The 26,360-nt window shown below is 40.7% G+C and carries 22 protein-coding genes and 1 pseudogene; 10 read left to right on the top strand and 13 right to left on the bottom strand.

Annotated elements, in window-relative coordinates:
- Positions 1 to 176: 176 nt before the first annotated feature.
- The 5 genes from SNE26_RS00085 to SNE26_RS00105 form a co-directional block, all read right to left on the bottom strand.
- A complete protein-coding gene (locus SNE26_RS00085) occupies positions 177 to 1,091 on the bottom strand; it encodes a glycosyltransferase (protein WP_321557383.1) in 915 nt (304 codons plus the stop codon).
- Positions 1,092 to 1,107: 16 nt separating this feature from the next.
- On the bottom strand, positions 1,108 to 1,926 hold the full coding sequence (locus SNE26_RS00090; protein ID WP_321557384.1) for a hypothetical protein: 819 nt from the start codon (positions 1,924 to 1,926) through the stop codon (positions 1,108 to 1,110).
- Positions 1,927 to 1,928: 2 nt separating this feature from the next.
- Complete coding sequence (locus tag SNE26_RS00095; RefSeq protein WP_321557385.1) at positions 1,929 to 2,924, bottom strand: glycosyltransferase family 2 protein; 996 nt, start codon at positions 2,922 to 2,924, stop codon at positions 1,929 to 1,931.
- Positions 2,917 to 3,930 carry a glycosyltransferase family 9 protein gene (locus tag SNE26_RS00100; RefSeq protein WP_321557386.1) on the bottom strand — a complete coding sequence of 338 codons (1,014 nt, stop codon included), beginning with the start codon at positions 3,928 to 3,930 and terminating at the stop codon, positions 2,917 to 2,919. Before SNE26_RS00100 ends, SNE26_RS00095 begins: the two co-directional genes overlap by 8 nt.
- 217 nt (positions 3,931 to 4,147) lie before the next feature.
- Positions 4,148 to 4,861, bottom strand: coding sequence for a hypothetical protein (locus SNE26_RS00105; protein WP_321557387.1), 714 nt, complete (start codon positions 4,859 to 4,861; stop codon positions 4,148 to 4,150).
- Between the two features lie 100 nt (positions 4,862 to 4,961).
- On the opposite strand from SNE26_RS00105, the gene meaB reads away from it, so the two are divergent.
- On the top strand, positions 4,962 to 5,846 hold the full coding sequence (gene meaB, locus SNE26_RS00110; protein ID WP_321557388.1) for a methylmalonyl Co-A mutase-associated GTPase MeaB: 885 nt from the start codon (positions 4,962 to 4,964) through the stop codon (positions 5,844 to 5,846).
- A 69-nt stretch (positions 5,847 to 5,915) separates the two neighbouring features.
- On the opposite strand, the gene SNE26_RS00115 is transcribed toward meaB, so the two are convergent.
- Positions 5,916 to 7,205 (bottom strand): aminopeptidase P N-terminal domain-containing protein, encoded by a 1,290-nt coding sequence (locus SNE26_RS00115; protein WP_321557389.1) that lies wholly within the window; start codon positions 7,203 to 7,205, stop codon positions 5,916 to 5,918.
- A gap of 149 nt (positions 7,206 to 7,354) precedes the next feature.
- Between SNE26_RS00115 and SNE26_RS00120 the strand changes: the two genes are divergently transcribed.
- The 6 genes from SNE26_RS00120 to SNE26_RS00145 all read left to right on the top strand — a co-directional run bounded on the left by SNE26_RS00120 (position 7,355) and on the right by SNE26_RS00145 (position 14,914).
- Positions 7,355 to 8,692, top strand: coding sequence for an OmpA family protein (locus SNE26_RS00120; RefSeq protein WP_321557390.1), 1,338 nt, complete (start codon positions 7,355 to 7,357; stop codon positions 8,690 to 8,692).
- A gap of 137 nt (positions 8,693 to 8,829) precedes the next feature.
- Positions 8,830 to 8,973, top strand: a complete 144-nt coding sequence (locus tag SNE26_RS00125; protein ID WP_162997005.1) for a DUF6728 family protein — start codon at positions 8,830 to 8,832, stop codon at positions 8,971 to 8,973.
- Positions 8,970 to 9,347 (top strand): RidA family protein, encoded by a 378-nt coding sequence (locus SNE26_RS00130; RefSeq protein WP_321557391.1) that lies wholly within the window; start codon positions 8,970 to 8,972, stop codon positions 9,345 to 9,347. Before SNE26_RS00125 ends, SNE26_RS00130 begins: the two co-directional genes overlap by 4 nt.
- Positions 9,348 to 9,763: 416 nt before the next feature.
- The gene (gene recG / locus SNE26_RS00135; RefSeq protein WP_321557392.1) at positions 9,764 to 11,863 is read left to right on the top strand and encodes an ATP-dependent DNA helicase RecG; all 2,100 of its coding nucleotides are present in this window, start codon (positions 9,764 to 9,766) and stop codon (positions 11,861 to 11,863) included.
- Between the two features lie 180 nt (positions 11,864 to 12,043).
- Positions 12,044 to 13,423, top strand: coding sequence for a M20/M25/M40 family metallo-hydrolase (locus SNE26_RS00140; RefSeq protein WP_321557393.1), 1,380 nt, complete (start codon positions 12,044 to 12,046; stop codon positions 13,421 to 13,423).
- Between the two features lie 168 nt (positions 13,424 to 13,591).
- Entirely contained in the window at positions 13,592 to 14,914 is a 1,323-nt protein-coding gene (locus SNE26_RS00145) for an MFS transporter (RefSeq protein ID WP_321557394.1), read from the top strand.
- Positions 14,915 to 14,918: 4 nt separating this feature from the next.
- Here SNE26_RS00145 and SNE26_RS00150 read toward each other — a convergent pair whose 3' ends face one another.
- On the bottom strand, positions 14,919 to 15,053 hold the full coding sequence (locus tag SNE26_RS00150) for a hypothetical protein (RefSeq protein WP_321557395.1): 135 nt from the start codon (positions 15,051 to 15,053) through the stop codon (positions 14,919 to 14,921).
- A 140-nt stretch (positions 15,054 to 15,193) separates the two neighbouring features.
- Between SNE26_RS00150 and SNE26_RS00155 the strand changes: the two genes are divergently transcribed.
- The gene (locus SNE26_RS00155; protein WP_321557396.1) at positions 15,194 to 16,003 is read left to right on the top strand and encodes an SDR family oxidoreductase; all 810 of its coding nucleotides are present in this window, start codon (positions 15,194 to 15,196) and stop codon (positions 16,001 to 16,003) included.
- Between the two features lie 63 nt (positions 16,004 to 16,066).
- Here SNE26_RS00155 and SNE26_RS00160 read toward each other — a convergent pair whose 3' ends face one another.
- The 3 genes from SNE26_RS00160 to ettA all read right to left on the bottom strand — a co-directional run bounded on the left by SNE26_RS00160 (position 16,067) and on the right by ettA (position 18,839).
- Entirely contained in the window at positions 16,067 to 16,483 is a 417-nt protein-coding gene (locus SNE26_RS00160) for an SMI1/KNR4 family protein (protein WP_321557397.1), read from the bottom strand.
- A 5-nt stretch (positions 16,484 to 16,488) separates the two neighbouring features.
- Entirely contained in the window at positions 16,489 to 17,049 is a 561-nt protein-coding gene (locus SNE26_RS00165; RefSeq protein ID WP_321557398.1) for a hypothetical protein, read from the bottom strand.
- Positions 17,050 to 17,156: 107 nt separating this feature from the next.
- Complete coding sequence (gene ettA, locus SNE26_RS00170) at positions 17,157 to 18,839, bottom strand: energy-dependent translational throttle protein EttA (protein ID WP_321557399.1); 1,683 nt, start codon at positions 18,837 to 18,839, stop codon at positions 17,157 to 17,159.
- Positions 18,840 to 19,365: 526 nt separating this feature from the next.
- Here ettA and SNE26_RS00175 point away from each other — a divergent pair.
- A complete protein-coding gene (locus SNE26_RS00175) occupies positions 19,366 to 21,900 on the top strand; it encodes an ATP-dependent Clp protease ATP-binding subunit (RefSeq protein WP_321557400.1) in 2,535 nt (844 codons plus the stop codon).
- A 231-nt stretch (positions 21,901 to 22,131) separates the two neighbouring features.
- Here the strand turns inward: SNE26_RS00175 and SNE26_RS00180 are convergent, their stop codons facing one another.
- Entirely contained in the window at positions 22,132 to 23,241 is a 1,110-nt protein-coding gene (locus SNE26_RS00180; RefSeq protein WP_321557401.1) for a carboxypeptidase-like regulatory domain-containing protein, read from the bottom strand.
- 373 nt (positions 23,242 to 23,614) lie between these two features.
- Between SNE26_RS00180 and SNE26_RS00185 the strand changes: the two genes are divergently transcribed.
- Positions 23,615 to 24,001, top strand: a complete 387-nt coding sequence (locus SNE26_RS00185) for a hypothetical protein (RefSeq protein ID WP_321557402.1) — start codon at positions 23,615 to 23,617, stop codon at positions 23,999 to 24,001.
- Between the two features lie 72 nt (positions 24,002 to 24,073).
- On the opposite strand, the gene SNE26_RS00190 is transcribed toward SNE26_RS00185, so the two are convergent.
- Together SNE26_RS00190 and SNE26_RS29485 are read right to left on the bottom strand one after the other, a co-directional pair.
- Positions 24,074 to 24,886, bottom strand: coding sequence for an SDR family oxidoreductase (locus SNE26_RS00190; RefSeq protein WP_321557403.1), 813 nt, complete (start codon positions 24,884 to 24,886; stop codon positions 24,074 to 24,076).
- Between the two features lie 276 nt (positions 24,887 to 25,162).
- Positions 25,163 to 26,256 (bottom strand): annotated as a pseudogene (locus SNE26_RS29485) (ISAs1 family transposase).
- Positions 26,257 to 26,360 lie beyond the last annotated feature (104 nt).

Genomic DNA, 26,360 nt, shown 5'->3' on the forward strand with positions numbered 1-26,360 from the left:
AATGCAAAGCTAATATATACTTTAATAAAAAACCGGATTGCTAACCGATAGCAGGGGAATCGCTTTTAAAGGAAGGCGCTTGTGGAACCCAGATACAACCTGTATTTATAGCTTTAAGCGATTTTCCTGTAACGATAGTTAGTTGTTTCATTAAAGGATATATGTTTTAGTTGTAATTATTCTTTTACCCTTCGGGCATACTTCAGTACAAATAATAGCCTGGATATCCCTTTCCTCTTTTTGAGGTAAGGAAACAGGTTTAAATATTGGCTATAAAGTAAACGTATAAGTTTAAGGTTATAATAAGGATAGTTTACCTGGTGATATGCTTTTTTAAGATTAAGAATGAATTTTTTATCACTATTGTTTAATTCCTTATATGCCAAATAATTTGACTGCATGGTGCTGTTAAGGGCAAAGTATAACTTTTTTTGTTTTTCCGCATCTGCTGCTAAGCTCTGTTGAATCACCGATTGCTCATGAATGCGGTATTGTGTTAGTATTTTATCAACATACCGCAATTTATGATTATAACTTGCTACAAAACCCATCCACCAATCATAATAGCCTTTTTCGGGGAAAGGAAAAATATGCTCCAAAAACTCCCTTGTCATTAAGGTTGTGTGCCCGGTCACAAAATTACCTAAAAGAAATGCCATGTAGTTTCTTTGCAGATACTTAAAATTTAATAGTAATGGCTTATCCGTTACTGTACCATCATCTTCTATATAAACAGAATTTGAAAAAACAAGCCAGTTGTCACCAATATTATTCAACAGGTCATGGATTTTAGTAGCCATCCAGATATCGTCCTGATCGCTGATAGCTATATAATCGCCAGTGGTTAAATTAAGTGCATTCTCAAAATTTTTATTAAAACCTAAGTTGGTTTTATTCCGGAAACACTTAATCCTCTTATCGTTTTCAGCATAATCTAAAGCAATGTTATAAGAGTTATCCGTTGAGCAGTCATCAACAATAACAATTTCAAGGTTTTTATAAGTCTGGTTAACGATACTATCCAATTGTTGACCAAGATGCTTTTCACCATTGTAAGTACAGAGTGCAATAGATATTAATTTTTGTTCCATTTAAGTTAAGGAATTTTCAGCCACCTTGCAGGCGCGTTTTTATTTCTTCGGCTGTTTTAATTATCCTCCTGAACACACGCGTATTAAACAGAATGTTCCTGATTTTTGAACCTGAAACGTAAAACTTCGCGATTGTTGTATTTACATAACGGCCTTTCATAAAGGCAACGTATTTTTTTTTTGTAGTTATTAAAGCTTTATCAAATGTGCCGTCGACAATATTGCCCATGCTTTTATGAATAAGCAAAAAATCAATTACATATGCTTTGTAACCCAAAACCGCGGCCACCGTGCAAATGTCAAGTCCGTACAAATGATACCCGCCGATATTGCTGGATAAAGAGAGATTTGCGCTGCTCTTTACTAACATAAAGTTTTCATCAATACTGCAAACCTGTTGAGGTAAATTACCTTTTAGGTCAATAAACCCATTTGGGTAAGCTATTTTTATAGCCAATCGGTCATATAACCGTGCTGCGGCACCCGCATTTCCCAATATCGCCCAGTTTGGGGCCAGTACATCCATTTCGGCAATGCGTTTATCAAGGTTTTGGATATTGCTTTCATTTTCAATAAGCAAAATATCCTGGTGACAAATGATGATATATTCGCCTTTCGCTCTTTGTAAAAAGGAGTTGATGCCCTGGTAAGCATCCATTTGATTGGTCTCGGTATTGTCAATTATAAGGTATTCACAAATATCTTCAGAAAAACCGCTTTTGATAAAAGTATCAAGCATTTCCATATATTCCTGTTTACGTGTTATCAGCGTGCAAACGGAATACCTGTATTGGTAGAAAGGTTTTTCAACTTGTTTTATAAACCCTGGGAGCATGATTATTTCGTTTGTGCGTTTAAAGCCTGATTGAGTGCAGTTTTTATTTGTTTTTTAATTATTGTATACGGGATATAACGTTGCCTTTGGATAGCATGTTGTTTAAAAGCGAGCTTATAAACTTTCAAGGCATTAAGCCTTTGCAAATAAAGCCGGTATGCCTGTAAATAATAGGCCTTGCCACCAATCCATTTCAAGGGCAAGGATAATATGGTAATTATTTGCCAAATATAAAGGCGCATATCATCCAAATGAAAATAATGAAGCAGCAGTTTATTGCGGGTACTGATTGTTTTGATACTTTTTTTTGAATTATGTGATTTTATAGTTGCCGAAACGGCATGGAAACAAATAGCTTTTGGCTCATAATAACATTTCCAGCCATTTTCCCAGGCCCTTAATGACAGGTCGATATCTTCATGATAAAATGGCGAAAAAATCTCGTTAAAACCGTTGAGTTCGTTGAGCTTATCTCGGCTTACCAGCGCATTGGCCCCGCTTAGATAGTATGAGTAAACCTGAGCGGCAAAATCAATTGATATATTTTTAAAATGGTTGACCTTAAAAAAGGAAAATAAGGGATATTTACATGATTCGGCAACCTTGCCTGTGCCTTCATCAATGATCTTACCCATTACGCCAAAAGTATCAGGATGGTCAAAATATTTTATTTGTTGTTCAAAATAATTTTCCTCAAGATTTATATCACTATTAAGTAACAATACCAATTCGAGCTTTGCCGCGGCTATGCCTCTGTTAATGTTAACAGAAAAACCAGCGTTTGTATGATTGCAGATCAGGACAATATCGGGATAGTTTGCCCTGATAAATTCAACGCTATTATCTGTTGATGCATCGTCGCTAACAATAACCTCATGATTAAGCCCGCTGCTTTTTAGTGCTGCATATACCGAAGGTAGATTTTGTGCTAATAATCCGGCTCCGTTATAATTGGGTACTACCACGGATATACCTTTCTTAATATGGGTATTATACATTAATAAATTTATTATTATACCATGTATCAATTTTTTCGGCAACGATATCCGGTGTTATGACATCCAGGTTATCAGTGTGGCTTTCCAAATAACCGGCTTTTTTTCCAAGCGGTCCCCATCGTCCCGGATGGATAGGTGGTAAAGAAGGGAACAGCCCAAGCGTATTTATGCCTGCCGTTGCGGCCAAATGAAGCGGTCCTGTACCCGAAGCCAGTAACCCATCTGCATTAAATATGAAACTAATGAGCTCATTCAGCGACATTTTGCCGGTCATATCCAATACATGGGCAGGCAGGGTCTTTATCCAGTTTTCAAGCACAGCCTTTTCGTTTTCAGACCCGGTAATGATGATGTTGAATTTATCGGGCGATAGCTTATTTATCAGTTCTACAAAGTTATCCAGCCCCCACTCCATACCGCTGCCATGTGATTTTGGATGAATGAGAAGGTTAAATTTATGCTTTATAAGCACAGCATCCAAAGCTGGTGTAAGCTCAACTTTATTTTGAAAATTATTATGTGCCATAATTTCAGGTAAAGAAGGTACATGCTCAAGGCCTAATGGCTTTAAGAGGATCAGGTTGAGTTGCGCCTCATGCAGATCTGATTTTTTGCGGCTTAATTTTACCAGTTTGTTACAGGTGTACCAATGAAATACCCTGTTGGTTGTTCCGATCCGGAGTTTAATACCTGCCTGCTTTGCTATTCTGGCAATATGTTTATTTGGCAATACGTGTATTACAGCATCAATGTTTTGCTTTTGCAGATATTCAATTTGGCTGGTATCAGGGAGTTTTTTCAGTTCGTCGTAATTAACAAATGCATCTATAGAAGCCGTAGCGTTAATTACCGGCTGTGTATAAGTACGGCCCAAAAACGAAACTTTAGCACCGGGGAATAATTGTTTAAGGTAGGCTGCCACAGGTAATGTAAGTACAACATCGCCAATAGCATCAACCCTGCTTATTAAGATGTGCGGTGCTTCTGGATCCTGGAATTGGAACATGATTTTTATTGCAGATGTTGATCAGCTATTAATGTTTAATCAACGGCAATAATAGAGATTAAATTATACAATAGTTTTATTCTTGTATTTAAACTATATAAAAAATTTAATACGATAGATAAATAACAAAGGTGTGATCGTTATTATTCGATTACACACCTTTGCTGCTAAATTAATAACCTGGCTCTGTTTCTAATTTGATTGAGTTTTCTTAAAATTAATATACAAAATTTACACCGCCGGTGCCTCCAGATGTTGTGTATAATTTGAAAAACGTACCATTATTAGGGCTTACTACTCCCCCAAATGTACGGGTTGTCGCTAATGTTACTGTTACAGGACCAAATGTTGCCATTCCATCTGCAATAATTGATAAGTCTCCATCATTAGTTAAAACTAACATCGTGTTTCTCGGGTTTTTGCTGCCGCATTTGTAATAATATGTTTGAGATTCAAATACGGGAGGGCCATTTACCTGATAAAGTACCAAATTCAGATCGTTTTGTGCATCTAATCTCGTTACTTTGTTATTTGTACCACTTGCCCATAATACTTTGCCCGTATTTTTTACGTAGACAACAAGGTTTCCGTCATTTTGGTTATTAAAAGCGTAGATTCCTGCTTGCCATGATCCTTTAGGAATTATTACTGACGAGGCTCCAGCCACTGGAAAACGTGAAATCACTGTATAGTAGCTTGATGGATACGGTGACGAATATGATTTTGAATAAGCACATGAAACATCACTGTTTATCGCGATCTTTTTAGCATTTTTGACACTATCGTTAATACGTAAGCTATCGGTTATGGTAGTTTTATTAAGATCTTTAGACTTTGTTTGTTTGGGTACAACTGTAAAATTGGTGTTGTTATTTTTGCTACAACCTAAGAAAATAAATAGGCAGGTTGTAATTAGAATGATTTTTTTCATACAGATAAGATTGGGTTATTTGAACTAAGGTTATTAATCTTGTAAAGATATAAATAATATACATGTTGTAATATGCTTTATATGTTATATAAATATTAAATTGAACGGAATACCAGATACCAATCAAAGTGACGATTTTCGTGTAATTGCGCGTGCATTAACTATTGTTGAAAATGATCTTAACGGTAGCACCACATTGCTTAAAAGCCTTAAGTTTGATAAAAGCTGCCCGGTTATTGGCATCACGGGGCCGCCAGGCGCAGGTAAAAGCACCCTGGTAAACGGTATTATTGATATACTTTTAAGAGGTAAGAAAAAAGTAGCTGTACTGGCCATTGACCCAACATCGCCTTTTAATTTTGGCTCCCTGCTCGGCGATAGGATCAGGATGGCATCACATTTTAATCATCCCGATGTTTTTATCCGGTCATTAGCCACACGGGGCTCTTTAGGTGGCTTATCAGCAAAAACTATTGAGATGGCCGATGTACTAAAGGCCGCAGGTTTTGATTATGTGCTGATTGAAACGGTGGGCGTTGGCCAGTCTGAGGTTGAAATTACCGGCCTTGCCGATATCACCCTGGTTGTATTAGTGCCTGAAGCAGGCGACGAGATCCAGCACATTAAATCGGGCTTGATGGAAATTGCCGATGCTTTTATTATCAATAAAGCCGATCGGGAAGGGGCAGATGTGTTTGCCAATAACTTAAAAAAGATCATTGGACATAGCATTGAGGAGCAACCGCCCATATTTAAAACTACGGCATCTCAAAACCAGGGGATAGATAATATAACCGCCTTTATACAACAATCCAATTTGAAACAAAACAAGAGGCGTAAATTGCTGCTGACCGAAAAAGTATACAAACTTATTCAGCAAAAAATGATGGCTGGAATAGATAAAAAAAAGCTTCAGCTTGATATAACTGAAGCTTTGGAGGCTGGAAATTTTAACCTGTATAGTTTTGTGGATACTTATGTATAGTTATTTAATAGCTTAATGTAAAGGAAATATAGATTGAGCCATTTTGTTTATATAAATTTAATGTGAGTTTTAGCTGTTCATAATTTCTTCAATGTGTCCTGCTTCAACCGGAATACTGCCCATTAAATCGATGTTGCCATCACTTGTGATAAGGATATTGTTTTCAAGGCGGATACCCAATCCTTCAGCTGCAATGTAAATTCCTGGTTCGCAGGTTAATATATTTCCTGCCTCAAAAGGTTTATACCTGCTTGCGTAGTCATGAACATCAAGGCCCAGGTGATGCGAGGTGCCATGCATGAAGTATTTTTTGTACAGCGGCGCGTTTTTATCCTGTTTTTCAACATCATGCTTGTCAAGCAAGCCCAGGCCGACAAGTTCGCTGGTCATGATTTTACCAACTTCGTCCTGGTATTCATTCCATACGGTGCCTGCAACAATGAGTTTTGTAGCCTCACGCATCACATTTAAAACGGCATTATAAACCTGGCGCTGGCGTTCCGTGAAACGGCCGCTAACCGGTATTGAACGGGTCATATCGGCATTGTAATTGCCATATTCGGCGCCAAAATCAAGCAGTATTACATCGCCGTTGTTACATACCTGGTTATTATCGTTGTAGTGTAACACAATGGCATTGGCGCCCGAAGCAATAATAGGATTATAAGCATGGCCCGTAGCACGCTGCCTGATGAATTCATGAATGATCTCTGCTTCAATTTCATACTCGGTTACGCCGGGTTTAGTATATTTTAAAACGCGTACAAAAGCATCATGCGTAATATCACAGGCTTTTTGCGTGAGCTCTATTTCTATATTTGACTTTATTACCCTGAGATCGCGTAAAATTGGGGCCGAACGGGTGTAATTATGAAGCGGGTACTTTAATTTAAGGGCTTCATACATGCGGTAATCGCGATATGGAACAGTGTGTGCATACCGGTCATTTTCATTAGTATTAATGTAAATATTTTCGCTGTAGTTAATAATGCTATGAAGTATGGTATCATATTCATTCAGCCAAAAAATATTTTCAATGCCCGATGCTTCGCGTGCTTCTTCCTTAGTGTATTTGTGACCTTCCCAAATGGCAATATGTTCGTTGGTTTGTCTTAAAAAAAGTACTTCTTTGTATGCCTTATTAGGACAATCCGGGTACAAAACCAGGATGCTCTGTTCCTGGTCAATGCCTGTTAAGTAAAAAAAATCCGGATTTTGTTTGAACATAAATGCCTGATCACCACTGCGCGGGAACTCGTCACTGGCATGAAAAATCGCGATTGAATTGGGTTTTGTTCTTGAAACGAAATTTTTTCTATTATTTGTAAATAAGCTATTTTTGATCGGCAGATATTTCATATTTATCGGTTGAATATTTTATTAAATCATTTTTTTTTAGTTATTTGTGTAACTATTACAATTTTTGGAACAATGTTTGGTCATGGATTCAAACATAATTACTAAATTTGAAAAAAAATCACAATTAAAATCGTTTAATCTTAAAAACTATGAATTATTCTACATTAAAGAAAACAGTCGCATTGTCATTTGCTTCTTTGATGGTTGCAGGTTTGGCTAACGCGCAAACCGATTCAACCAAAACAACGGCAACTACAACGTCATCTGAAACCTCAACCGCTAAGGTATTTGGTGGTTTAGGCCAGTACAGGAAATTTAGCATCGGTATCAATGGTGGTGTTACATCTGAAGCAATTGCTACAGCCGGTCGTAACAATGATTTCCCTAACAAGAAATTGGCTCTGGGTTATGGGATCTACTTAAAAGAGCAATTGGCGCATTCTTTTGCATTGCAATTAGATGTTACAGGCGGTAATGTTAAAGGTGAAAACCCAACTGCAACTGATGCCTATTCTAAATATGATACCAGATTTTGGCAAGCAAGTTTGAGTGCAGTTGTTAACGTTGCTACTATCGACTTCATCCGTCGTAAAAATTCAGTTAACTTCTATCTTAAAGCAGGCGGTGGTTTAGCTTTGTATGATCCAAAACTTGGTACTAATGGAGATCACTTCAAAAATCCTGGTACTGATGGCAGCCACTACGTTAAAGAGTTTGTTGTACCTGTTGGTGCTGGTGTTAAATTCCGTTTAAGTGATGCGGTAGCCCTGGATTTAGGTTATACCCAAACTTATGTTGACGCGGATAATTTTGATGGTCGTAACTATGTATATCCAACTAAAGACCACTACTCATACGCTTACGCTGGTTTAGCCTTCACTTTAGGTTCAAAATCAAAACCAGTATTAGAGTGGGTTAACCCGGTTGCTATGATGTATGACGAACTGTATGACGCAGCTTTACGTCAGGAAGTAGAAGCTTTAAAAGGCCGTGTTGCTAACGTTGAAACTGCAGTTAACGACCTGAAAAAAGATTCTGACGGTGACGGTGTTGCTGATCAGTTTGACAAATGCCCAGGTACTGCTGCTGGCAGCGTAGTTGATGGTTCTGGTTGCGTTATCGTATTCCCTAAACCTGATTCAACTGTTGCTCCGGTTGCTACTGCTTACTCAAACATCCAGTTTGAATTTGACAGCTCAGTATTACGTACTTCATCTTACCCAGTATTAGATGCTACTTCAGCTGATTTACGTTCATCTGGTTCAGCTGTTGAAGTTGATGGTTTCGCTTCATCTGAAGGTACTGCTGCCCACAACTTATCATTATCTAAAGACCGTGCTAACTCAGTAAAAACTTACTTGGTTAACTCAGGTGTTGATGCTAAGAAAGTTAAAGTAAAAGGTTACGGTGAAACTAACCCAATTGCCGACAACTCAACTGAAGAAGGCCGCGTACTTAACCGTCGTGTTCAATTCAAAAAGAAATAATATCTGATTAAATATTATTTGCGAAGGCTCCGGATAACCCGGAGCCTTCTTTGTTTTATAGGTTTATAGAGTTTAATAGCCATCCTTATATAATAGCTATGGGTTTACAGAGGCAAAATTTTATGTAAGTTTGTGTAATGTATTTCTTCAGGAAAAAAGACCCAAACAGGCCCGATAATTTTAATTTGAGGGTAATGCATTTTATTAATGCATTGGCCATTATCATGTTTCTGGCCGGGATTATCTGGAAACTGGTACAAGTGTTTATACTAAAAAAATGAAAACAATCATCAATACCAACAATGCACCTGCCCCTATAGGGCCATATAGCCAGGCTACTTTAGCCGGTGGTTTTTTATTTGTTTCGGGCCAGATTCCTATCGACCCGCTAAGCGGCGAGATCATTAGCAGCGATATCAAAGCTGAAACTACACAGGTAATGGAAAATATTAAAGCCATTTTAACGGAGGCAGGTTTAGCGTTTGACAACATTGTTAAAACAAGCATCTTTTTAACCGACCTGCAAAACTTTGCGCAGGTTAACGAGGTTTACGGCACTTATTTTACTGCCGATTTTCCGGCCCGCGAAACCATCCAGGTATCCGCTTTACCAAAAGGCGTAAATGTTGAGATCTCGGTTATTGCAGTTAAGTAATACTTTTGATTTCGGGATTCGATTTCGGATTTTTTTCTGAACCGGGATTTATAGGATTTAAGGATTTATTGGATTTTTTCGGCATTCTGTCAATTTTTAAATTCTGTAAGTTCTGATTCGGACAAATGCGTTAGGGATAGGAGCGGATATCGTCCGCCGGCTGGCGGACAAGGCTTGCAGGCGTATGAGCGGATAGCCCTGCCGCAGGCAACGCCCTGGTTCGGTTAGCAGTTGCGGGTGGGCAGTTCGCAGTTGCCTGATGTAGATTTTTTATCTGACCCTGATTTTTTTGGATTAAAGAATCAGAAAAACGGTAAGCAAATTCATAAATTTCAGTAATTCGTTTAATTCGGTTCCGACAAAATCCTGTTAATTCCTAAATTCAGTAATTTCAGATTCAGACAATATCTTAATCAATGGATCCTTTTCAAACGCCGCTTGTATATTTAAAAGGTGTAGGCCAGTCAAGGGCCGAAGTTTTGAAAAAGGAGCTCGAGCTGCATACTTTTGAGCATCTGCTGCGCCATTTCCCGTTTAGGTATATTGACCGCACCCGCTTTTACAAGGTAAGAGAAATACGGGAAGAGCTGCCTTATGTACAGGTGCTTGCCCGGGTTATCAACAAAGAAATTGTCGGTGAAAAACAATCCCGCCGCCTGGTGGTAAAGGCTAAAGACGACACAGGGATTATTGAACTGGTGTGGTTTAAGGGGGTTAACTGGATAGAGAAGACCATAATACCAGGTAAGGTTTACATACTGTTTGGCAAGCCCGGCTTCTTTAATATGTTGCCCCAGATGGCGCATCCCGAAATGGAATTATACATGCCGGGCGCTCAAAAGCAGGGTAACCTATCCTTGCAGCCTGTTTACAACTCGACAGAAAAGCTTAAGCAGTTTTCACTGGACAGCAAAGGGATCCAAAAGCTTACCGCAGTATTGCTCGATCTGCATGCGAAGGACATTCGCGAAAACCTGCCTTTATATATTATAAACCAGTTTAAACTCCTTAACCGGGCCGAGGCTTACCGTAATATTCACTTCCCGGGGGATACTACTTTACTTAATGAAGCATTGCTCCGTTTAAAGTTTGAGGAGTTGTTCCTTCTTCAACTTAAATTACTTAAAAATAAGTTGCTTCATACACAAAAGTTTAAAGGGAATGTGTTTGATAAAGTAGGACATTATTTTAATGAATTTTATCATAACAAACTACCTTTTACTTTAACCGATCCGCAGAAGCGGGTGCTGAAGGAGATTAGGCAAGATACCCAGCGGGGCATACAAATGAACCGTCTGCTACAGGGTGATGTGGGCAGCGGTAAAACCGTAGTAGCGCTGATGAGTATGCTGATAGCTATTGATAACGGTTTTCAAACCTGTATCATGGCGCCTACTGAGATCCTGGCCAACCAGCATTATCAAACTATTAAAAGCCTGGTAGGCGATGATTTTATTGAAGTAGCCTTATTAACCGGTTCAACCAGGCAAAAAGATCGTAAGGTATTGCATCAAAAGCTTGAAGAAGGTACGCTTAAAATATTAGTTGGTACCCATGCCCTTATTGAAGATAAAGTACAGTTTAAAAACCTGGGTTTTGTGGTAATTGACGAGCAGCACCGCTTTGGGGTTGAGCAGCGGGCCAAACTTTGGCGAAAAAATGCTGTTCCGCCGCATATATTGGTGATGACGGCTACACCTATCCCCCGTACGCTTGCTATGACATTATATGGCGACCTGGATGTGTCAGTGATTGACCAGCTGCCGGCCGGCCGTAAACCTATTCAAACTGTTCATTTTTTTGAGAACCAGCGTTTACGGATGTTTGGTTTTATGAAACGGGAGATAGCATTAGGCAGGCAGATCTACGTAGTATATCCGCTGATCCAGGAAAGTGAAAAGCTCGACCTTAAAAATCTGCAGGACGGTATCGAAGCCATGTCGCGCGAGTTTCCGCTGCCTGATTACCGGCTTAGTATCGTTCACGGTAAAATGAAGCCGGCCGAAAAAGATTTTGAAATGCAGCGTTTTATTAAAGGTGAAACGCAGATTATGGTGGCTACTACCGTAATAGAAGTGGGGGTGAATGTACCCAACGCCTCTGTTATGATCATTGAAAATGCCGAGCGTTTTGGCCTGTCGCAATTGCACCAGCTAAGGGGTAGGGTTGGGCGCGGGGCTGAACAGTCCTATTGTATTTTGATGAGCAGCCACAAATTAAGCCACGATGGCAAGATCAGGTTGGATACCATGGTAAAAACCAATAACGGCTTTGAAATTTCGGAGATAGACCTGCAGCTGCGGGGACCGGGCAATATTGAAGGTACCCAGCAAAGCGGCATAGTTGATCTGAAACTGGCCAACCTGGCCACCGATCAGGAACTGCTTTTTAAAGTACGCAAATGCGTTGAAACTATATTTGAAAAAGACCCTCAACTGGCCCATCCCGAAAACCAGGTACTGCATCATGCTTTTGAAACTAAAAGCGCGGGGTTGAGTTGGGATAAGATATCGTAGGAGAAGCACTCGCAAAAAAGGCGTCATGGTTTCGTCTTATAATGACGTTTTTTAGCTATGCAGTTTGGTTACGTTGTTTTTAGAACAGGATCACAGCTAATTTCTTCAATTATACGCCCGCTCCCCTTTCTCTTTTACCACTCAAATAGTACATTTGTTAAAACTGATCTTGCTATTTATATGAAGAAATTTACCCTCCTATTTTCTGCCGCGTTGCTGTGCACACAAGTTAAAGCACAGGACTCATTAACTATCCGCAAAATGTACGACGAAGCATTGGTAAACGGCCAGTGTTATGAAAACCTCCACTACCTGTGTAAAAATATAGGCCAGCGCCTTAGTGGCTCCGCCAATGCTCAAAAGGCTGTCGACTGGAGCAAAAAGCTAATGGATGGCTATGGTTTCGACAAAGTTTACCTGCAGGAAGTGATGGTGCCGCATTGGGTACGCGGAGCAAAAGAGGAGGCTGCTATTATTGATGGCAAAACCCACATTCCCGTACCAATTGTTGCCTTAGGTATGTCGATAGCAACACCTAAAGCTGGTATTACTGCCAACGTTATAGAAGTTAAAAGTATTAAGGAGCTTGAAGGCCTTGGCGAGAGTGTGGTGAAAGGAAAGATCGTTTTTTTTAACCGCGCATTCGATCCGCGTTTTATTGAAACAGGTATGGCTTACGGTACCGCCGGCGATCAGCGTTTTATGGGCCCGGCTGTAGCCGCGAAACTTGGTGCAGCCGGTGTAATAGTACGTTCGCTTACTGAAATCATTGATGATTACCCGCATACAGGCGCTACGCTTGCTGCCCCGGGCAGTAAAATGATCCCGGCTGCGGCTATATCAACCAAAGCGGCCAATAAGCTGAGCGCCATGCTTAAAATGAGGAAATTCCCGGCGGCTAAGTTTTACTTTAAACAAAACTGTGAGTTATTGCCCGATGTGAAATCGTACAACGTTATAGGCGAGATCACCGGTTCTGAAAACCCTAATAAATTTATTACTGTTGGTGGACACCTTGACTCGTGGGATTTGGCCGAAGGTGCTCATGATGATGGTACCGGTGTAATGCAGTCGGTTGAAGTACTGCGTATTTTTAAGGCAGTTGGCTATAAACCTAAAAATTCGGTACGTGCTGTGTTTTTCATGAACGAGGAGAATGGTCATAAAGGTGGCACCAAATATGCCGAGTTAGCCGCCCAAAACAAAGAACAGCACATTGCGGCTATTGAAACCGACGAAGGCGGCTTTACCCCCCGCGGTTTCAGCTTTGCGGATGTATCAAAAGATTTTATCAAAAAAGTGAATGATAATTTCAAATCAATCCTGGAGCCGTATGATGTTGACAAGTTAACCATCGGAGGAGCAGGTACCGATATTGAACCGATGAAAGAAACGGTACCCGGAGTAGTGCTTATTGGCTTCCGCCCGGATTCGCAAAGATATTTTGACCTGCACCATACCGCTAAAGATGTTTTTGAAAACGTGAACAAACGTGAGCTTGAGCTTGGTGCAGCCGGCATGGCAGCATTTATTTATCTGATTGATCAGCATGGGCTTTAATCGTGATTTTTAGGATTAAAGGATGACTATGATACTCAGTTACCGTCGAATCCAGACATACGAAGTTTTTAAAACTTCGTATGTCTTCGTCTCACGGCAATCTTCTAATCCTATTAATCAAGGTTCTTTTTTTACTACCTTTGCGGCACATCATAAAAAACTATACAAGTGACCGAAGAAGGCGATAGTAAACCTCAAAAAGTAGACTCCTTTGCAGCATTGCGTTATAAAGATTTCAGATCTTACATAGGCATGCGTTTTTGTTTCACCTTTGCATATTCCATGCAGGCCGTAGTTCTCGGCTTTTACATTTACAGCATCACTCACAGCAAAATAGCGCTTGGGTACATTGGCTTGTGCGAGGCTATCCCGGCAATAGGAATAGCGCTTTATGGTGGGTATATTGCAGATAAGTCGGAAAAGCGAAAAATGCTTTTGCTTATTTTTAGCGGTGTATTGCTTACCTCATTAGTGATGTTCACCGTTACGCTGAAAAGTATGAGCGGCATTATACACACGGGTTGGATAGTGCCCATTATGTATACTATGATATTTTGTAATGGTATAGCACGTGCTTTTTACGGCCCCGCTACTTTTACTATTTATGCTAATAGTATCCCTAAAGAGTTATATCCCAATGGCAGCACCTGGAGCAGCAGCAGCTGGCAGGTGGCATCTATTTTGGGTCCGGCGGCCGGTGGTTTGCTTTATGGTTATGCCGATAAGGTGATCCCGGGTTTAACGGGCATTACCGCTGTTTTTGGCTGTATCCTGTTTCTGTTGGTGGTATCATTGATGTTGGTTTTCATGCTCAGAAAATATCCTGCCCAATACGTCCCTAAAGAAAGTATCTGGAAAAGCCTTTCAGAAGGGATTCACTTTGTGTTTAGTAATAAGATGATGATTGGCGCCATGAGCCTTGATCTGTTTTCGGTGTTTTTTGGAGGCGCAGTCGCTTTGCTGCCGGTTTTTGCCAATGAGATATTGAAAGTAGGCGCCGAAGGCTTGGGTGTTATGCGGGCGATGTCGTCATTGGGGGCGGTATTAACTATGTTGGTGATGACCCGTTTTTCGCCAATGGGAAAACCCTGGCGTAACCTGCTTATTGCGGTAACCGGTTTTGGTTTGTCAATCATATGCTTCGGCCTGTCGACTAATTTTTATCTCTCGCTGCTATTTATATTTACCGAAGGGGCTTTTGACAGTATCAGTGTGATCATCCGCGGTACACTGATGCAGCTTTTAACGCCCGATCATATGCGCGGCAGGGTATCGGCGGTTAACCAAATGTTTATCGGTTCATCAAATGAGATTGGTGCTTTTGAATCGGGCACGGCAGCACAACTGCTGGGCACTGTTCCATCGGTGTTATTTGGCGGTAGCATGACTATGATTATTGTAGGTATTACATACTTGAAAACTAAAAAGCTGATCCCACTATCGCTGCAGCAGATTCACGCTCCAGGTGAAGAAGGGATAAAGGAAGCGTAGATCCCTAACCGTCATGCTGAACTTGTTTCAGCATCCCATAAGCAAGGTCGGCGATTTGCTTAGCAAGGCGGTTTAACACGTGGGGTGCTGAAACAAGTTCAGCATGACGATATAGTGTTTTAATCTTCTTTATTTCCATGAAGTTTTTATGTAGATAATATTATTTTTAACTTATCTGCTTGTTTTGCTGCACTATAAATTCACATCTTTACACTGCCGGAAAACGGCACAATCAAACCAATAAATAAATCACTTAAAACAAATTCACCCTTACAAACAATGAAAAAGGTAATATTAGTAACAGGAGCATCTTCTGGTATTGGCCTGGCTTGTGCCAATGCGCTGCAGGCAGCAGGCCATACGGTTTACGGCTCATCGCGTAATCTCGACCGCATGAAATCCGTATCGTTTAAACCTGTTCAACTTGATGTTACCGACGATGCTTCGGTGAAGGCAGCTATCGATACCATTATTAAGGCAGAAGGCAAAATTGATGTATTGGTGAATAATGCCGGTAATGGGGTAACTGGTCCGGCGTATGCTATGCCAGTTGAAAGCGCAAAGCAACAGTTTGAGGTTAATTTTTTTGGTGTGATCCGTGTTAGCTCGGCAGTACTGCCTGGTATGATCGAAAAAGGCCAGGGCCTTATCGTAAACATCAGCTCATTGGCTGGCTTATTCGGGTTGCCATATCAAGGTATGTACAGCGCTTCAAAATATGCTATCGAAGGTTATTCACAAAGCTTAAGGATGGAACTGCGCAACACCGGTGTTAAGGTAACCCTGCTTAACCCAGGCGACTTTAAATCAGATTTTAGCCAAAACCGCGCAAAAGTCAAATTCCCAATCAAGAACGATAAACTGGAAACTGAATATAATGCAGCAGTTTCCGCTATGGAAAAGGATGAAAGCATCGCCCCAAGTCCTGAATCGTTAGCTAAGAAGTTGGTTTCGATAGTGGCTACATCAAGCCCTAAACATCGTTACCTGGTAGGGCAGGTTGGCCAAACCATTGTACCTACGCTGAAAGCGATTTTGCCGGGTGGTTTGTTCGAGAAATTGATGAATGACCATTATGGGATAAAGTAAGCTTTGGTATCATGCGTAAACAATAAAGTCACCCTGTTTTAAGTGGCTTTATTGTTTAAATATTTATTCAAACCATTCTCTGCCATTATCCAATCTGATAAGCATATCTGAAAAAGATGTGCCTATCTCTATAAAATATTCTTCTTCCAGACTCACTAAGTCGGAAAGAATTATGCGATGATTCCCGTTGCTTAAAAACTCAATACCTATTAATTCACCGCCGCCATTGCTACCTATGCCAAAAACATTAGGGAGATATTCAGCAATGCCATATCCCTCGTTTGCTTCTAAAAGTTCATCGGCCTTCCAAAATTGTACATACTCGCCGCCTATAGAACCTTCAAACGGTTCGTAGTTTTCCAGGTAAAATTTATAATCGTCGGGCAATTGAAAGGGGATAGCGTCTATAATACCCTGTTCTAAAGGCTGAGACATTCGTTCAAATCCGTATTTGTTTAATAGCCGCTCAAGTTGTTCCATTTTTATTATTTAGATAAAGTTTTGTACTCAATAATATCAAAGCCAAAGAACCCTTTGCGTAGAGTTAAATCAATGGCTTTGAACCCATCTGTTGATGTACCGCAGGGAAGTACGATTTGTTTTTCAAAATTATCATGTTTGACAATAACATACGGTTCGCCGCACCCTGAACGGCCTTTTGCTAATGTGCCTTTATTGGTTATTGTTAATGAAATTGAAGAGCGATTGGGAGCAGTGTAATAGAAATTAAGCGCCATAAATAAATAGAGGAAGATACCTCCCCATGTTAGTATATTGAATACGAGCTGTTGAAACAGGGAATTAATTTTTAAGTATTTGGGTAATATTTTAAAAAGGAAGGGTGTTATTGTAAGTCCTGAAAATATCCAGATAGAAAATGGGATAAAGAAAGGGATAAAGGTTAACCTGTATAAGTCTATCTCGAAACAGGTAAGGATTAATCCGGTGAAAAAGGCCGTTGTAAAAAAAATGTTTTCGACTGTTATGCCGAGCGCTTTTAAAATTGATTTGGTCTTCGCCAAAGCTTGGATAATTGGGTTTAACAAAAAATTGCTGCAAGTTGTTAATATAACCAGCAGCAATGATAAAGCTGAAAGCTTTAATTATATGTTACCACGGGTTACGCTATTGCTAAACCCGCGGTAGCTTGGGATTACGCCGTCAGTTTCTTATACTTAATCCTTTTCGGAGCAACATCACCCAAACGTTTTTTTCTGTTCTCTTCGTAATCAGAATAGTTTCCTTCAAAGAAGTACACCTGTGAGTTGCCTTCAAATGCCAGGATGTGGGTACAGATTCGGTCGAGGAACCAGCGGTCGTGACTGATCACAACTGCACAGCCGCCAAAGTTTTCCAGTGCTTCTTCCAGTGCACGCAATGTATTTACGTCGATGTCGTTGGTAGGCTCATCCAGCAGCAATACGTTCGACCCTTTTTTGAGAGTAATAGATAAGTGCACACGGTTACGTTCACCACCGGATAGCACGCCTACTTTTTTCTGCTGATCGGCACCGTTAAAGTTAAACTTGGATACATATGCCCTTGAATTGAGCGGACGGTTACCTATCATGATAGTTTCCAGGCCGCCGGTTACGTTTTCCCAAACAGATTTGTTAGGGTCAAGGTCGTCATGCATCTGGTCAACATAACCTAAAGCTACTGTTTCGCCAACACGGAAAGTTCCTGCATCTGGTTGGTCCTGCCCGGTGATTAAACGGAATAATGTGGTTTTACCCGCGCCGTTAGGGCCAATGATACCGACAATACCGGCCGGAGGTAAAGAGAAGCTCAGGTTATCAAACAATAATTTATCGCCGTATGATTTGCTTACACCATTTGCTTCAATTACCACGTTACCTAAACGCGGGCCCGGCGGGATAAATAGTTCCAGTTTTTCTTCGCGTTCCTTGGTTTCTTCAGATGCCAGTTTTTCGTAATTGCCTAAGCGGGCTTTCGATTTGGCGTGGCGGCCTTTAGGGCCCATGCGTACCCACTCCAGCTCACGCTCCAATGTTTTCTGGCGTTTGCTCTCGCTCTTTTCTTCCTGGGCCAAACGTTTGGCTTTCTGATCCAGCCATGAGGAATAATTTCCTTTCCATGGGATACCTTCTCCACGGTCGAGCTCCAGGATCCAGCCGGCAACATTGTCCAGGAAATACCTGTCGTGCGTTACTGCGATAACTGTTCCTTTATATTGTTGTAAATGTTGCTCCAGCCAATCAATAGATTCAGCATCTAAGTGGTTGGTAGGCTCATCAAGTAATAAAACATCCGGTTCTTTTAATAAAAGGCGGCATAAAGCTACACGACGGCGCTCACCTCCTGATAGTACTGAAATTTTGGTGTCGGGCTCAGGGCAGCGGAGGGCATCCATGGCCCGTTCCAGTTTGCTATCCAGCTCCCAGGCATTTACAGCATCAATTTTATCCTGTAATTCGCCCTGGCGGTTCATGAGTTTTTCCATGGCATCGGCATCCTCGTAATACTCAGGAAGGCCGAATTTTTCGTTGATATCTTCGTACTCCTTTAATAAGGCGGTTGTTTCAGCAACACCCTCCTCAACTATTTCACGCACGGTTTTTTCGGGGTCAAGTTCAGGTTCCTGGCTCAGGTAGCCGACGGTATAGCCCGGCGAAAACACAACTTCACCTATATTGGTTTTATCAATGCCTGCAATAATTTTAAGTAATGACGATTTACCGGAACCATTTAAGCCGATAACGCCAATTTTAGCGCCGTAAAAAAACGACAGGTATATGTTTTTTAATACTGTTTTTTGCGGGGGATAAACTTTGCTAACCCCGGCCATTGAAAAAATTATCTTTTCGTCTGCCATTATAATTGGATCAATAAATAGAAATTCAAATATGGCTAAAATAGATGAAACGGAGGTTGTAGATTAATGATTAGGGGATAGTAATTTTAAGTAGATTTTTGAGTTATAATGTTAATTTAAATTTAATTGAATCTTAAGCGAAGGGCACAACCATCACCACGGGTTTCCCGTATATAAGTTATATGACGATATCTGTAGGCTAATGCCTAATTGTCATGTCTATGACGAAATGCCTTAAAAGGTGGAAATGTTATAAAATATTAAAAAATTGTTTAAACTTTTTTAAGATATTTATATCAAACAGGTAAGTTTCGTTCGTATATTGTAAAAAAAAATGCTTGTTAACTGGCTTTTCGGATAAAAACTGTTGATTGATGCCAAACTTTGATACATTGCGTATCATTACAATGTCTGTTTCTGCAAAGCTTTAAATGTTGGCAATATTGTTGATAAAAGTAAAACAGGCGTCGTAGTTTGTAAAAACATAATTTATACATTAGGGCGTTCAATAATAAGAAAGGTATATATGGAAGCTAAATTTTCGCCGAGGGTAAAGGATGTTATTCAATATAGCAGGGAAGAGGCATTACGTCTTGGGCATGACTATATTGGTACAGAACATCTTTTGCTTGGGCTTATCCGCGATGGGGATGGTGTAGCAATTAAATTGCTGAAGGGATTGAACGTTGATACCGCAAAACTTCGCCGCGCCGTTGAGGATGCAGTAAAGGGAACTATTGGAACAAACGTACATATCGGCAGCATCCCGTTAACAAAACAGGCCGAGAAGGTATTGAAGATAACTTATCTGGAAGCCAAAATATTTAAAAGCGATGTGATTGGAACAGAGCACCTGCTACTGTCTATCCTTCGCGATGAGGACAACATTGCCTCACAGATACTGGTACAGTTCAACGTGAACTACGAAGTGTTTAAAGGTGAAGTTGAATCGCATAAAAACGATGTTACTGACGAAATGCCGGGTTCACCGACAGGTGGTGACGATGACTTTAAAGAAGAAGAGTCATTTAGCCAGCCGAAGAAAGTATCCGACATTAAATCAAAAACACCGGTGCTTGATAACTTTGGCCGCGATTTAACCCGCGCCGCCGAAGATGGCAAGCTTGACCCGATTGTTGGTCGTGAAAAAGAGATCGAAAGGGTATCACAAATTCTATCGCGCCGTAAAAAGAACAACCCTATATTAATAGGTGAGCCGGGTGTAGGTAAATCGGCCATTGCCGAAGGCCTTGCATTACGCATTGTTCAGCGCAAAGTATCACGTGTATTGTTCAATAAGCGTGTAGTTACACTTGATTTAGCCTCATTGGTAGCAGGTACTAAATACCGCGGCCAGTTTGAAGAGCGTATGAAAGCGGTAATGAACGAACTGGAAAAATCACCTGATGTAATTTTATTTATTGACGAGATCCATACTATAGTAGGCGCCGGTGGTGCTTCAGGTTCGCTTGATGCATCGAACATGTTTAAACCGGCTTTGGCGAGGGGAGAGATACAATGCATTGGCGCAACCACTTTAGATGAATACCGCCAGTACATTGAAAAGGATGGTGCTTTGGACCGTCGTTTCCAAAAGGTAATGGTTGAGCCGGCTACGCCGACTGAAACTATTGAGATCCTGAACCGCATTAAGGATAAATATGAGGAGCACCATGGTGTTACTTATACTCCTGAAGCTATCAACGCCTGCGTTAACTTAACCACCCGCTACATTACCGACAGGTTTTTACCGGACAAGGCTATTGATGCGCTTGACGAGGCAGGTTCACGTGTTCACTTAACCAATATCCACGTGCCTCAAAACATTCTGGATATTGAGCAAAAGATCGAACAGATCAAGATCGAAAAAAACAAAGTTGTTCGCAGCCAGAAATATGAAGAAGCTGCCCAGTTGCGTGATACCGAAAAGAATTTGTTAGTGGAGCTTGACCAGGCAAAAGCTGTTTGGGAAGCCGAAACAAAATCAAAACGTTACACCGTAACCGAAGATAATGTTGCTGAAGTAGTATCCATGATGACCGGCATCCCTGTACAGCGTGTAGGCCAGGCCGACAGCCAAAAGCTGTTGCACATGAGCGAAACCGTTGCCAGCAAGATCATCGGCCAGGAGGAAGCTATCAAAAAGTTAACCCGTGCTATACAACGTACCCGTGCAGGTTTGAAAGATCCTAAAAAGCCTATTGGTTCATTCATCTTTTTAGGCCCTACAGGCGTTGGTAAAACCGAGCTTGCCAAAGAGCTTGCCCGCTTTATGTTCGACACTGAGGATGCCCTGATCCAGATTGATATGAGCGAGTACATGGAGAAATTCGCTGTATCCCGTTTAGTAGGTGCGCCTCCGGGCTACGTAGGTTATGAAGAAGGCGGACAGTTAACTGAAAAAGTACGCCGTAAACCATATGCTGTTGTATTGCTGGATGAGATCGAAAAAGCTCACCCTGATGTTTTCAATATCCTGTTACAGGTGTTGGACGAAGGACAGCTTACCGATTCATTAGGCCGCAAGGTTGATTTCAGGAATACCATCATCATCATGACATCAAACATCGGCGCCCGCCAGTTGAAAGACTTTGGACAGGGTGTAGGTTTCAGCACCAATGCTAAAACTTTACAGGCCGAAAGCCACTCACGCGGTGTTATCGAAAACGCTTTGAAACGTGCTTTTGCACCTGAGTTCCTGAACCGTATTGATGATGTTATCGTGTTTAACTCCTTAGGTAAAGAAGAGATCTTCAAGATCATCGATATTGAGCTTGCCTACCTGTTTAGCCGTGTAAATGGCTTAGGTTTCAAAATTGAGCTTACGGATGCTGCTAAAGATTTCATTGCCGATAAAGGTTACGATTCGCAGTTTGGTGCGAGGCCGCTTAAACGCGCCATCCAGAAATACCTGGAAGACCCGATTGCCGAAGAGATCCTTAAAGGTGAATTAGCCGAAGGTGATGTGATGGTAGTTGATTTTGATACCGAGACCAAAGAGATCAAAATCACCGACAGGAAAGGTGAAAGTAAAAAACCTGAGCAGGAAGAGCAGAAATAATTTTGCAGTACTGTAGATAATATCAAATCCCCGTTTCGATTTTCGGAACAGGGATTTTTTGTTTGTCTGAACCATGATTTATAGGATTTGAGGATTACCTTGATAAAGGAATTTTTTGAATTGATGAATGGGCAGAAGCAAGGCAAGTTCAATAAATTCTTTAATTCTAAAAATTCGGGTTCAGACAAGATATCCTGTTAATTCTTAAATCTTGAAAATTCTGATTCAGACTTACTTCTTCTCCACCACAGGCTCATAATCTACCGGCAACATTTCGGCAACGCGGTTTATACCCCAGTCGCCTTCGTATATGATAGCATGGGGAGTTGTAATAATTCCGTTGTTATCAAAAAAAGCATGAGGTTCTGCGAAGGAAACAATAGTTGTGGCATTGTTAGGCATATTGAATGCCTGGAATGAATTATTTGACGGGTCCTGCGCTTTTTTAGTATACATCACATACAGGCAGTCGGTGTAGCCTATGGCAAATAAGCCTTCCTGGTCAGTAAGCTTGAAAAACTCTGCCCTGTCCAATGGCTTGTTGACAAGGCTTTGCAGATATTTATTGTTTGGCCCGCCTTTGTAGTTGGGGTTAGGCTTTCTGATCAATTGCATAACTACAAAATTTTCGCTGGTGAGGCTGTCTTTGATAGCAGCCCTATAGAAATGCATTGATGAGCCAAGATAGGCCTGCTGTTGTTGCCTGTTCCATTTACGTTTTTGTTTTTCGGAACCTTTGAGATCTTCAAAGGTGGAAATGCCTTCGTAGTAAAGTATCTGGATACTGGGGTCGAAATTAAAGTTGGTTAACTTATACCTGATGCGGTAACCTAATGCTTTATTTTCAACCTCCATAAAATCATGCGAAGTAGCTTTTAAGATCCGGGTAGCATTATCGTAATCAAAGTCAAGCACATCCGAATTTAATATTTTACAATGGGCGGCGTTTTCAGAACTACCTAAAAACTGCTGTCTGAAAATTGCATAGTACTTTTCACGGTTAGGATCGGGCCTGATCTTTACTTCATTTAACTGAAAAGTTTTTGGGATAATGCTGATCGTGCCCAGGTCGATATTTACACTGCCTGCCTGTAGATTATAGGTGTAGGTTTCATAGCCTACTATGGATATAATGAAATCATATTTGCCGGGCTTTACATTGCTCAGGGTAAAAGTGCCGTCATCGGCAGTTTTGTTGCCCACCTGGGCGTTATTTAAAAATACGCTGGCATTGGGTACGGGTTTGGTATCGGTCATGTTAATTACCTTCCCGGTAATTTTTACCTGGGCCAAACTACATACTGGTATCAGTAATAATAAAAGCAACAAGGACTTACGCATAGTTAAAATTAAACTAAAATATTAGTTAATTAATATAGCGAAGTAAAAAATTACTGGAAATTGGGATTTGAAATAAAAATAATTAAAAAAACTAACGTCCCATCATGGTCTCTCGTAGTTTAACGTCCCATCAGGGTCTCTCGGAGAGGACCCTGATATATACGCCATGCAGATTCGTCGTTCTAAATATCCTGGTAGATGTTTTGAACAGCGGCGAGCCTCAGGGTCCTCTCCGAGAGACCCCGAGGGTACATTAATATGGCTGCGTGAAAAATCTTCAGAAAGTATGATCCGAAATAAAATAATTTAAAAAACGTTTAAACCTTTGAACAAATTTTTGTTCATACAGTTATAATAACTAACGCAATACTTTATGAAAAAAATCTTGACTTTAATTTGCTGCACTATAGTACTTGCTGCAACATCGTGTAAAAAGGAGTATGTAACCACAAGCCCGAGTGCTACCACTATTTTTGATACTACGCCAAATTTTGTGCTCGACAATAGTATTAACGGCTATACCACAACTTTAAATGTACCCGAAATTACTGACTACTATAACAATCATGGCGCTGTTTTGGTGTATTTGGAGGATAATGGTACCTATGAACAACTACCGGATGTATATGGGGGCATAAGTTACAGGTTTGTATATGAAACAGGCAAGCTATACATTGATGCTCAAAACTCGGATGGAAGCGTACCTACAGGAGCAGGTATCCCCGGGCCATTAAAAGTAAAAATAGTTTTGGTACCGTAATTTAATTCAACTCAAATAAAAAGGAGCTTGGCATCATGCCAAGCTCCTTTTTATTTATCAGTAATATTGTAATTATTTAGCCATCTGGTCAATAACCGCTTGGGTTACGCCGGTAAATGAGAAACCACCGTCATGATACAGGTTTTGCATGGTAACCATTTTAGTTAGATCGCTGAACATAGTTACGCAATAATCAGCGCACTGATCGGCATCAGCGTTACCCAGCGGGCTCATTTTTTCAGCAAACTCAATAAAGCCGTCGAAGCCTTTAACACCTGAACCTGCAGTAGTACGAGTTGGCGACTGTGAGATGGTGTTAACACGTACTTTTTTAGCCATGCCGTACTCGTAACCAAAGTTACGGGCAATACTCTCCAATACCGCTTTGTTATCGGCCATATCGTTATAACCAGGGAAATAGCGCTGAGCAGCGATATAGCTTAAAGCCAGTACCGATCCCCATTCATTAATGGCATCATGTTTCATGGCCGCTTGTAAGATGCGGTGAAGGCTTAATGCCGATATATCAAACCCTTTGTGGGTAAATTCGTAGTTGTTTTCAAAGTATGGGATGTTTTTGCGCACGTTAACGCTCATACCTATCGAGTGCAGGATGAAGTCAACCTTGCCACCAAAATGTTCCATAGTTTTGGTAAACAGGTTGTTGATATCATCGCCATTGGTAACATCGGCACCAATAACCGGCGCATTGCATTCTTCGGCCAGTTTATTGAGTTCGCCCATGCGTAAAGCAATAGGGGCATTTGATAATACAATTTCAGCACCTTCCTGTACGGCGCGTTGTGCCACCTTCCAGGCTATTGATTGCTCATTTAACGCACCGAATATGATGCCTTTTTTGCCTTTTAATAAATTATAAGCCATTTGTTAAGTTTTTATAATTGCGGTAAAGTTATAATTATTTGACGATTTATCAGTTAGCAGTTTCTGTAGTTAAAAGTCAAGAAAAACGAGATGAATAAAGGGAGAATTAATAGAGCGGCTATCAATTTAAAGTAAAATGGAGAGGGCAGTGCGGTTGTCCTCTTGAGAGGGGTGGAGGGTGTGTTTAGCCGCCTGGCATGAATAAATATCGCATAACACACCCCAGCTACCGCGCTTTCCTACCGCGCCCCCTCTCAAGAGCAGGGCTGTTGCATTCTAATTTAATAGTTGTTTTAACCTGTTGATATCGTTGCAAACAAGCCTTTGCGCTTGTGCAAGGTTTGGGTAATCATTTATTCTAAATACATTAATAACTATGTTTCTGAACACAGAAGTATTTTCAGGCGCATTGGATGTTCTAATTCGTGAAGCGTCTTCGTTAAATGTCACGTCCTTTACCCAATGAAGACTGTTTTCTATACTCCAATGGCTTTTAATACCATGGCAGAATGTTTGCGCATTACCGATTAAGCTACTGATGAAAAAGGCGTATTCTTCCCGGATACCTCCTTTTTCTTTTACCCAGCGATGCACTTTAATAAGTTGGCTTACCCCAGCCCATGTGTTACTGATTTCCTCTGTTCCCGGGTACACCCAAACTGTTCTACGTTCTATTCGCCCTTTGTTTTTCAACAACTCAACAAACTTACTACAAACCATTGCCTCGTCCGATGTAATGGTTTCGATCTTTTTGTAAAGGTTCTTTTGATTCTTCTTCACACCTATTATATAATTGTTATCTGTATCAATAATAGCCTCTACCGTTTTTTTTGACAATGTAATGCGTCAAGTGTAAACGTTACCCCCTGTAATCCTAAACTGGAAATAAGCTGCTGAACTACAGAGATTTCACTTTGTTTTGAGTTGTCAACTAAACCATGGCCAACGACTTGATTACTCCTGCTACTATACAAGCTTACCAGGCTTACAAATCGTTGTTTGTCAAGAGAATAATCGCTCATCGTCCCTTTCATTGCCTTACCATCTATATGTAGCCATTCATTTTTAGACAAATCAATATGCTGACTGGCCCATTTATGGAAACTCTCATTTAAGCTGTTAAAGTCTAAATCTTGTATTACACGTCTTATAGTATAAAAGCTTGGAAGGCGGGCTTTATTAGGCTGAAAGAAGGCCAAAAGATCGACTTCATTCCGCTTTATAAAATCACCCATCGAACGATAGCCATGATAACCGCTCATTGTACTCATTAACACAAGCAACAGAATGAAAGTCTGGTCATGGCGCTGGCCTGCCTTTCGCCTTATATCCGGTAACTCTGATAAATACGCTAATATGCTCTTATCCATCCTAACTTTTTTGACCTCAAGTTAACTTATAATATTTAGAATGCAACAGCCCTGCTCTCAAGAGGGGAGTTGAAAAGATCTTACATATAACCATCATACTGTCT

Origin of the sequence: Mucilaginibacter sp. cycad4, assembly GCF_034263275.1 — a bacterium.
Lineage (GTDB): Bacteria > Bacteroidota > Bacteroidia > Sphingobacteriales > Sphingobacteriaceae > Mucilaginibacter.

Coding starts and splice junctions, on each gene's coding strand:
- SNE26_RS00185 (WP_321557402.1), top strand. CDS start 23,615: ATGAAAAAAATCTTGACTTTAATTTGCTGCACTATAGTACTTGCTGCA.
- SNE26_RS00125 (WP_162997005.1), top strand. CDS start 8,830: ATGTATTTCTTCAGGAAAAAAGACCCAAACAGGCCCGATAATTTTAAT.
- SNE26_RS00190 (WP_321557403.1), bottom strand. CDS start 24,886: ATGGCTTATAATTTATTAAAAGGCAAAAAAGGCATCATATTCGGTGCG.
- ettA (WP_321557399.1), bottom strand. CDS start 18,839: ATGGCAGACGAAAAGATAATTTTTTCAATGGCCGGGGTTAGCAAAGTT.
- SNE26_RS00100 (WP_321557386.1), bottom strand. CDS start 3,930: ATGTTCCAATTCCAGGATCCAGAAGCACCGCACATCTTAATAAGCAGG.
- SNE26_RS00150 (WP_321557395.1), bottom strand. CDS start 15,053: ATGGAAATAAAGAAGATTAAAACACTATATCGTCATGCTGAACTTGTT.
- SNE26_RS00120 (WP_321557390.1), top strand. CDS start 7,355: ATGAATTATTCTACATTAAAGAAAACAGTCGCATTGTCATTTGCTTCT.
- SNE26_RS00180 (WP_321557401.1), bottom strand. CDS start 23,241: ATGCGTAAGTCCTTGTTGCTTTTATTATTACTGATACCAGTATGTAGT.
- SNE26_RS00095 (WP_321557385.1), bottom strand. CDS start 2,924: ATGTATAATACCCATATTAAGAAAGGTATATCCGTGGTAGTACCCAAT.
- SNE26_RS00115 (WP_321557389.1), bottom strand. CDS start 7,205: ATGAAATATCTGCCGATCAAAAATAGCTTATTTACAAATAATAGAAAA.
- SNE26_RS00085 (WP_321557383.1), bottom strand. CDS start 1,091: ATGGAACAAAAATTAATATCTATTGCACTCTGTACTTACAATGGTGAA.
- SNE26_RS00155 (WP_321557396.1), top strand. CDS start 15,194: ATGAAAAAGGTAATATTAGTAACAGGAGCATCTTCTGGTATTGGCCTG.
- SNE26_RS00175 (WP_321557400.1), top strand. CDS start 19,366: ATGGAAGCTAAATTTTCGCCGAGGGTAAAGGATGTTATTCAATATAGC.
- SNE26_RS00105 (WP_321557387.1), bottom strand. CDS start 4,861: ATGAAAAAAATCATTCTAATTACAACCTGCCTATTTATTTTCTTAGGT.
- SNE26_RS00130 (WP_321557391.1), top strand. CDS start 8,970: ATGAAAACAATCATCAATACCAACAATGCACCTGCCCCTATAGGGCCA.
- recG (WP_321557392.1), top strand. CDS start 9,764: ATGGATCCTTTTCAAACGCCGCTTGTATATTTAAAAGGTGTAGGCCAG.
- SNE26_RS00160 (WP_321557397.1), bottom strand. CDS start 16,483: ATGGAACAACTTGAGCGGCTATTAAACAAATACGGATTTGAACGAATG.
- SNE26_RS00090 (WP_321557384.1), bottom strand. CDS start 1,926: ATGCTCCCAGGGTTTATAAAACAAGTTGAAAAACCTTTCTACCAATAC.
- SNE26_RS00140 (WP_321557393.1), top strand. CDS start 12,044: ATGAAGAAATTTACCCTCCTATTTTCTGCCGCGTTGCTGTGCACACAA.